This window comes from Pseudofrankia sp. DC12 (genome assembly GCF_000966285.1).
In the GTDB taxonomy this organism is placed as follows: Bacteria; Actinomycetota; Actinomycetes; order Frankiales; family Frankiaceae; genus Pseudofrankia.
Genome location: NZ_KQ031391.1, coordinates 2,444,892 through 2,452,156, shown reverse-complemented (window position 1 = coordinate 2,452,156; position 7,265 = coordinate 2,444,892). Strand labels below are relative to the sequence as shown.

Annotated in this window: 8 protein-coding genes; 4 read left to right on the top strand and 4 right to left on the bottom strand. The window is 65.7% G+C overall.

Annotation, left to right across the window (positions count from 1 at the left end; genetic code table 11):
• The first annotated feature begins 57 nt into the window (after window positions 1-57).
• Entirely contained in the window at window positions 58-1,056 is a 999-nt protein-coding gene (locus tag FRADC12_RS09910; RefSeq protein WP_045875474.1) for an IS30 family transposase, read from the top strand.
• On the opposite strand, the gene FRADC12_RS09905 is transcribed toward FRADC12_RS09910, so the two are convergent.
• Together FRADC12_RS09905 and FRADC12_RS09900 are read right to left on the bottom strand one after the other, a co-directional pair.
• Window positions 1,022-1,768: a site-specific integrase gene (locus FRADC12_RS09905; RefSeq protein ID WP_084010560.1), complete on the bottom strand. Its 747-nt coding sequence runs from the start codon at window positions 1,766-1,768 to the stop codon at window positions 1,022-1,024. The genes FRADC12_RS09910 and FRADC12_RS09905 overlap by 35 nt on opposite strands.
• A gap of 967 nt (window positions 1,769-2,735) precedes the next feature.
• Window positions 2,736-4,178, bottom strand: a complete 1,443-nt coding sequence (locus FRADC12_RS09900) for an MFS transporter (RefSeq protein ID WP_232303708.1) — start codon at window positions 4,176-4,178, stop codon at window positions 2,736-2,738.
• Between FRADC12_RS09900 and FRADC12_RS09895 the strand changes: the two genes are divergently transcribed.
• The 3 genes from FRADC12_RS09895 (at window position 4,107) to FRADC12_RS09885 (ending at window position 6,005) form a co-directional block, all read left to right on the top strand.
• Window positions 4,107-5,150, top strand: a complete 1,044-nt coding sequence (locus FRADC12_RS09895) for a LysR family transcriptional regulator (protein ID WP_084010558.1) — start codon at window positions 4,107-4,109, stop codon at window positions 5,148-5,150. The genes FRADC12_RS09900 and FRADC12_RS09895 overlap by 72 nt on opposite strands.
• Window positions 5,151-5,353: 203 nt before the next feature.
• Entirely contained in the window at window positions 5,354-5,644 is a 291-nt protein-coding gene (locus FRADC12_RS09890; protein ID WP_045876443.1) for a nucleotidyltransferase family protein, read from the top strand.
• Entirely contained in the window at window positions 5,634-6,005 is a 372-nt protein-coding gene (locus tag FRADC12_RS09885) for a HepT-like ribonuclease domain-containing protein (protein WP_045876442.1), read from the top strand. Before FRADC12_RS09890 ends, FRADC12_RS09885 begins: the two co-directional genes overlap by 11 nt.
• A gap of 147 nt (window positions 6,006-6,152) precedes the next feature.
• On the opposite strand, the gene FRADC12_RS09880 is transcribed toward FRADC12_RS09885, so the two are convergent.
• Together FRADC12_RS09880 and FRADC12_RS09875 are read right to left on the bottom strand one after the other, a co-directional pair.
• Window positions 6,153-6,593: a PIN domain-containing protein gene (locus FRADC12_RS09880; protein WP_045876441.1), complete on the bottom strand. Its 441-nt coding sequence runs from the start codon at window positions 6,591-6,593 to the stop codon at window positions 6,153-6,155.
• Window positions 6,593-6,850: a hypothetical protein gene (locus tag FRADC12_RS09875; RefSeq protein WP_045876440.1), complete on the bottom strand. Its 258-nt coding sequence runs from the start codon at window positions 6,848-6,850 to the stop codon at window positions 6,593-6,595. Before FRADC12_RS09875 ends, FRADC12_RS09880 begins: the two co-directional genes overlap by 1 nt.
• Between the last annotated feature and the right edge of the window lie 415 nt (window positions 6,851-7,265).

Sequence of the window (7,265 nt, the reverse complement as noted above, 5' to 3'; positions counted from 1 at the left end):
GGTCGTAGCGACGCCCCGATAGGATGATCGCGATGGTGTCGAGGGGCTGGATGGTGGATGGGCGTACGGGAGCGGTTGACGGTGGAGGACCGCGAGGTCATCTCGCGGGAGTTGAGTCAGGAGCGTTCGGCTCGGTATATCGCCGCTGTGCTCGGTCGTCATCATTCGGGGATCTCCCGGGAGATCGAGCGTAACGGCGGTGCCGCGGCGTATCGGGCGGTGGATGCGCAGGCACGGTGTGATCTGATGTGCGCCCGCCCGAAGGAACGGAAACTCGTCGCGTCGAAGGAGCTGCACGACGCGGTGAACACCGGCCTGGTCGAGAAGTGGTCGCCGAAGCAGATCAGCGAGAGACTGCGCACGGACTTTCCCGACGACGAGAGCATGCGCGTGAGCCACGAAACAATCTACGAGTGCCTCTACCTCCAGGCGCGCGGCGAGCTGCGGACGGAACTGAAGATCGCGCTGCGTAAGGGCCGGGCCAGGCGGGTCAACCGGTCGCGCAGCACCCTGACCAGGGGCGGGATCGTCGGCATGGTCAACATCAGCGAGCGGCCGAAGGAGGCCGAGGACCGCGCCGTTCCCGGTTTCTGGGAGGGCGACCTGATCATCGGGAAGGGCAACGAGTCGCAGATCGCCACGCTGGTCGAGCGCACGACCCGGTTCGTGATGTTGGTGCGAATACCGTACGACCGTAACGCCGACAAGGTCGCCTACCTGCTGGGCAAGAAGATGGAGACCCTGCCCGAGTTCATGCGGAACTCGGTGACCTGGGACCAGGGAAAGGAGATGGCCCGGCACGCCGATTTCACCGTCCGCACCGGTATTCCCGTGTATTTCTGCGACCCGCACTCACCGTGGCAGCGCGGCTCGAACGAGAACACCAACGGGTTGCTGCGCCAGTACTTCCCGAAGGGCACAGACCTGTCCTTGCACACGCAGGAAGAACTTGATATGGTGGCCACGCAGCTGAATGGGCGGCCACGGCAGACGCTCAAATGGGCGACGCCGCTCGAGGTCTTTACCGAGCTGCTGGAAAGTCATGTGTCGCCATGACCGCTTGATTCCGCCGGTCCTCGGGGGTCACTTCGACGACCGCCCGGCTGACGGTGACAATACTGTTAGCGAAGTCCAGGTCTCGGGGGCGCATTTCCGTGATCTCGCCCCAGCGCATGCCGCTCTCTATGTCGAGCTCAACGAGTAGTTGAAGGGAGACTACTTTCACGTTCTGGTAGATCGCATCGAACTGCTCCGAGGTGATGATCCTCAAAGGCTTTTTCGGTGCCACAGGGATCTTGACGCCCTTGCAGGGATGGAGAAAGGTGATCTGGTCGTTGAGTGCTGTCGTGAAGATGGCACTCAGGATGGTCATATTCTTGTCGATCGTCTGCGGGCTCATTCCGCGGTTGACCTGGTCTGTCACCCATTCGCGGACGTCGCCCGGCATGATCTCGGACATCCGCGTCGTTCCGAACCAGGGGAGGATGTGAGCGTGGAGATTGTAACGGTAGGTCTCGCGGGTCTTCGCCTCCACCACGTGATGGGGGAACCACGTCCCGACGACGTACTCCCGGAAGCGCTGTTTGCCGCGCTTCGGGTCGCCAACCCTGCCTTCACGCTGCCGGAACTCCGCTTCCTGTGCCGCCCGCTCGGCCCGCCGCTTCTCGCCGAAGGTTCCGGCTGAGCGTTCCCGACCTTGTAGGTCGAGATAGCAACCCGTGTAGCGCGGCTTGCCGTCCTTGCCGATGCGCTTCCTCGCGTAGGCCACCTTCGACCTCCAAGATCGTCCGTCCGTCATTCGTCCGTGGACTTCGCCGTCACGGCTCGGCACCGGCCGGCAGGAGGCGGTATGAAAAACGGCCTCTGGCCTGCATTCTAGGACATTTTGTAGATCACTTGGACGAGCGGTCTTGGACGCTATTGTTCTCTCGCACGGAGGAGGCCAGGGGTTCGAGTCCCCTCACCTCCACGGGTTGGATTTCCGTGTTCAGCGCCCCCTTCGGGGGGCGCTTTCGCGTTTGCCGCGATGTCTGCCCAGGGGGGCGACCCCCTGGAACCCCCGTTGTCAGGGGGCTTCGCCCCCCGACACCCCCCTCGCTCGCGGTCCGGGTCGCTCATCCTGGTGGGGTTCGAGTCCCCTGACCTCCACCCGTTTTTTGATCATGCCTTTGACCTGGGCGAATGCGGTTCCGATCTACCGCTTTGAGATCCAGCACTGTGGAACGGTGCTGGTCAGGGCGTTGCCAGCTGGTTCGAGCCCCGCCTGGACGACCACGTTGCGGCCAGCTGAACCGCGTCCCATCAGCCGAGGTACTGGGCAGCGGCGACTTCGGACGACACCCGCGGTCGCCACCAGCAGCCACTGGGCCAGCACCAAGAACGTGCGGCAATCAGTCGCTGATGGCCTGGACAGGGATGAAGGGGACGGTCACGCATATCCCCACCGACCTCCGAGTTGCCCGATGTGACCCAGGGCTGCGGCGAGATCGCTCTCGGCAGCGCATGACTACTCAAGGTAGTCGGATTCGGCCGGCACGGATAGGCCGGCAGCGACGTGAACCGCCTGTGGTTGCTGGGTTTCCTGATCAACTCTCAGCACTTCTCCAGGCCCGACCAGACTGGAAGTGTAGTTTGATCAATCCGGACTGTTATCTTGCCGCGGCCCTGGATGTGACCCCCTTCGGAGACGGGCGGGAGACGTATGCCTTGACGGTACCGACGCTGATGTGGAGTGCTCACGGGGTCGCTTCCTGCTCGATAAGCGTGTCGATTGCGGCCGGTTCCGGCCTGGGCTGATCCGCGTGGTCGCGCCGGGGGAGCAGCAGCGGGCTGGTGAGGATGAGCAGTCCCATTGCGGTGATAGCGGTGCGTGGGCTGGTGATGTCGGCGAGCAGCCCACCGAGCGCGGTGAAGACGGCGATGGAGACCTGCTGGCCGATCGACCAGGCCGAGAGGGTTCGGGCGATGCGATGCTTGGATGTGTGTTCGAGCCGGTAGGTGGCGAGTACCGGGTTGTACAGGCTCATGCTGAAGATGATCGCCAGCTCGACAGCGATGACGGTGAGGACGCCGGCGACACCGGGACGGACGAAGGCCAGGCCGATCAGCCAGATGGCGCGCAGCGTGCCGACAGTTCGGAAGACTCCGTGCTGGCCGTAACGGGCCACGACACGGCGGGCCAGGCGGGAGCCGATGAGTCCGCCGACACAGGGGGCGGCGAAGGCGAGGCCGTACTGCCAGGGTGGGAAGCCGAGTTGGCGGAGGAGGAAAACGGCCAGCAGCGGCTCGGTGGCCATGATCAGTCCGGCGACGAGCATGTTGTTGAGATAGAGCGCCCGCAGGGCGGGATGGGAAAGAATGTGCCGCCAGCCGTCGAGGAGGTCTCCGGCTCGGACCTGGCTCTTGTCGGCCTTCTGCGGGTGTTCCTCGCGGCAGCGAATCGCGGTGAGACCCAGCGCTGAGAATAGGTAGCTGAGCGCGTCGGCGACCACGGTGGTGACCGGCCCGAACAGACCGATCGCCGCACCGCCCAGGGGCGGTCCGACCGCGACGGAGCTCCAGTTCGTGGACTCGAACCGAGCGTTCGCCACGAGCAGGTCATCCGGCCCGACGAGGGTCTTGAGGTAGGCGCCGCTCGCCGCGTTGAAGGCGATCTTGGCCGCCGCGACCACGGCCGAGACGGTGAGCAGTTGGAGGAAGCCGAGCCGACCGAAAGCGTAGGTGACCGGGATCGTCGCCATGACCGCGAAGCGGGTCAGATCCATCGCGATCATCACCGGCCGCTTGCGGCAGAACTCCGCCCGCGGCGCGAGCGGCACCGCGATCAGGGCGCCCACTGCCGGTCCCACGGCGGACAGCGCCGAGACCTGGGCCGGGCTGGCGTGCAACACCAGCACGGCGATCAGCGGAAGCGCACCGAGCCCCAACCCGGAGCCGTAGGCACTGACAGCATAGGCCGTCCACAGCCAGCCGAACTGCGGGCCTAGCGAACGTCTCCTCAACCAACGGGTGTGCATGGTGCGATTACATCGGTGTAGTTTCCTATTATCAAACAAGGGTTTGTTGGCTGTAGACAACCATCGGTTGTGTGGAGGGGACGGTGTGTCGTGAACTTGGAGGCGGTCCGGGCGTTCGTCACCGTCGCGGAGGAGGGGCAGTTCCAACTCGCGGCCGCCCACCTCGGCATCAGCCAGCAGGCCGTGTCGAAACGCCTCGCCACGCTGGAGAGCGATCTCGGCGTCCGCCTGTTCACCCGCACCGCGGGCGGAACTCGACTCACCATCGACGGCCAAGCGCTCCTCCCGCACGCTCGTGAGCTGCTACGAGTCGAGCAGCGGGCCGCGAACTCGGTGCGGCCCGGGCGCCGCGCCCTGCGCGTCGACGTGCTCAGCTACCGGACCGCGCCGTCCGCGGTGCTGCGCGACTTCCACCGGGTCCACCCCACCGTCGAGCTTGACCTCGTGACCATCGTCGACAGCGCCCAGGCTGCCATCGCCGCCATCCAGGCGGGGACCATCGACGCCTCGTTCCGGGCAGTAGGTTCCCCGGCCTCGCTGCTGCCCCCGGGAATCGAAGCATTGTTAGCCGTTGACGACGGCCACCAGCTGCTGGTGGGACCAGCCCACCCGCTGGCCGGCGCCCGCTCGGTGACGCTCGCTGAACTTGTCGGACAGCGGATCTGGATGCCCGGCATGCTCCAGGGAAGCGAATGGGACATCTACTACGACGACCTCGCCGACGCGTTCGGGCTCACGATCGAGCGGGTCGGCCCCCACTTCGGCACCGAACACCTCCTCGACGTGCTCGCCGAGTCGTCGACGATCGCGAACCTTGCCGGCGAGCACACCAGATACCTGTGGCCCGACCGCCACGACCTGCGCCGCATCCCCGTCCGCAACCCGACTCCGGTCTACCCGCACTCGTTGGTCTGGCACCGAGACAACGCCCATCCCGTCCTCGGCACCCTTCTCGATCACCTTGCCTCCACGCGAGCCAAGCGTCCCCTCGCTGACACCTGGGCGCCCAAATGGGCACAGCCCAGCGCGGACAACCGTCCGGGCAGCGAACGCTCCGCCGACAGTCCGCGTGCCGTGCCCGTGACAGGTCCGCAGGGACATACGAATGTGCCGGGGCGCCCGGTTGGGATGTGACGTCGAGGTCTGCTCAAGCAGCCGTTCGAGCCCGCGCTGGCGTGCAGCCGTCTACGTAGGTCTCCGCGGAGATCGGACGCTGGCACTGCCCGCACGGGGCTCATCCTCGGCCTGAGCCCCGTGCGGAGGATTCCGTCAAGCACGCCCGGCGAGGCAGAACCTGAGCCGTGCGGTCGTGGCTGTCTGTCGGCGATAATGGCGATGTGACCGTCGACCTTCGTGACGACCGGATCGCCGAGGTGTGCCGGCGCTACGGCGTCGCCGAGTTGTCCGTCTTCGGCTCGGTGGCTCGCGGCGACGACACCGACTCCTCGGACGTCGACCTGCTGTACGTGCTGGCGCCCGACTCGAAGCTCGGCTTCGAGATCGTCGATCTCCGGGATGATCTCGAGAAGATCGTCGGCCGTCACGTCGACCTGGTTCCCAAGTCCCGGCTGAAATGGGTCATCCGCGATCGGGTGCTCGCGGAGGCCAGGGTCCTCTATGCGGCGTGATGAGCTGTACCTCGTCGACATGATCGAAGCGGCAGCCGCCGCGACAACGTTCGTCCAGGACGTCGACGAGACCGCGTTCGGAGCGAGTGACCTGATCCAGAGTGCTGTTCTGCAGAAGCTCCTGGTGATCGGCGAGGCGGCCGGGCGAGTCTCGCCCGAGATTCGCGAGCACTGGCCGGACGTTCCATGGCGCTCCGTCACCGGCTTCCGCAACATCGCCGTTCACACATACTTCGAGGTCGACTGGTCAATCGTGTGGCGCATCGCCACGACCGCGCTGCGCGAGCTCCAGGAGCAACTGACAATGCTCCTCAAGGCAGAGTTCCCGCTCGTCGCCAGCCAACTCGACCAGCCGCACTGACCACGGGTACCTCGCCCCGGGCACGGACGTACCTGTACGCGGAGATCGCATACACGACCAACCGGCGCCCCAGCCGCCGCCCGGTAAGCCCGTGCCCGGATCCACACAACCGGGTGGACGATGCCGATCTGGGCCGGCCCCTTAGTCTTAGTCGTATTCCGTGAGGAAGAGTTCGATCCGGTCGGTGGTCCAGGTGGGTACGCCTGTGCCGAAGAAGTCCTGATCCTCGGTCCAGACCGGGCAGTCGAGCATCAGTGCGGTCGCAAGGATCGGCCAGTCGTTCTCGTCTCGCGCGGCGATCCGGGCCATAGCTGTCGTGCGATGGGCGACGTAGAAGTCCTCTGCGACAGGATGGACGACGGTCCCGAGGTGCTCGAGGGTGAGCAGCGCCTGTGCGACGGCCGCTGCGTCCACTGCGCGCTTCTCCAGCAGCGGTGGCAGGTAGCGCCGTACGTCAGCGAAGGCGACCTCGGGGGCGAAGAAGCTGACCCGGTCGGAGTGGTCGAGGATGATCTGGCGGACGTGACGCCCGAGGACGGCCCGGATCAGGATGTTGGCATCCAGGACCAGTCGCCGCTGGATCTCCATTACTGGTTCTCTCCGCGCCGGGCTTCCTTGTAGTCCTTGACGAGTTCATCGATCTCGGTCTCGTCGAGCGCCAGCATTTCGTCGAGTCGCGCTGCCGCAGACCTCAGCGCGGCGATCTCAGCCGTGAGGTCGGTCCTTGCCGGGATGAAGAACCCCACCGTCCGGCCATGCCGCGTTACCGCGATCGGGTGGTTGGCAGCGATGTAGTCCGCGAGTCCAGCACGGAACTCACGGATCCCCACCTTCGTCGTGACCATGCGACCCTCCTTGTGTATCTGTGTGTACACAAAATTACACCGCCTGCCCGGTCTTCGCCATGTCCACGGATGCCGATGGCCCGGGCGTAGCCCGGCGTTGGGGTGCGCTGGCGGTGACGAGACACGGGAGTCGACATGACCGAGTTGCACAGCGTGCGAGCGGACGTGCTGTCAGGCGTGGCTCACCATGCCGACTCGGCCCGCAACGTCATTTGACGGTGCCGCTGGCGGTGGTCTCGCGTTGGGTTGAGGTTCGCGGTCGTCGGCGACGCCACCCCGCAGACGAGCGCACGATTTTCCATGATCGAGTCTGTGTAGCCCGTCCCGGCGGGCCACGCTGGTGGCAGCGCCGGACGCGGTGATGCGATGGTGCCCGTGTGTGGCTGGTCGCGGACAGGGAGGTTCGAGTCCTGAT

What these genes read in the sequence shown, in the direction of transcription:
- FRADC12_RS09910 (WP_045875474.1), top strand. Translation starts at nt 58, where the DNA reads ATGGGCGTACGGGAGCGGTTGACGGTGGAGGACCGCGAGGTCATCTCG.
- FRADC12_RS09885 (WP_045876442.1), top strand. Translation starts at nt 5,634, where the DNA reads ATGCGGCGTGATGAGCTGTACCTCGTCGACATGATCGAAGCGGCAGCC.
- FRADC12_RS09880 (WP_045876441.1), bottom strand. Translation starts at nt 6,593, where the DNA reads ATGGAGATCCAGCGGCGACTGGTCCTGGATGCCAACATCCTGATCCGG.
- FRADC12_RS09875 (WP_045876440.1), bottom strand. Translation starts at nt 6,850, where the DNA reads ATGGTCACGACGAAGGTGGGGATCCGTGAGTTCCGTGCTGGACTCGCG.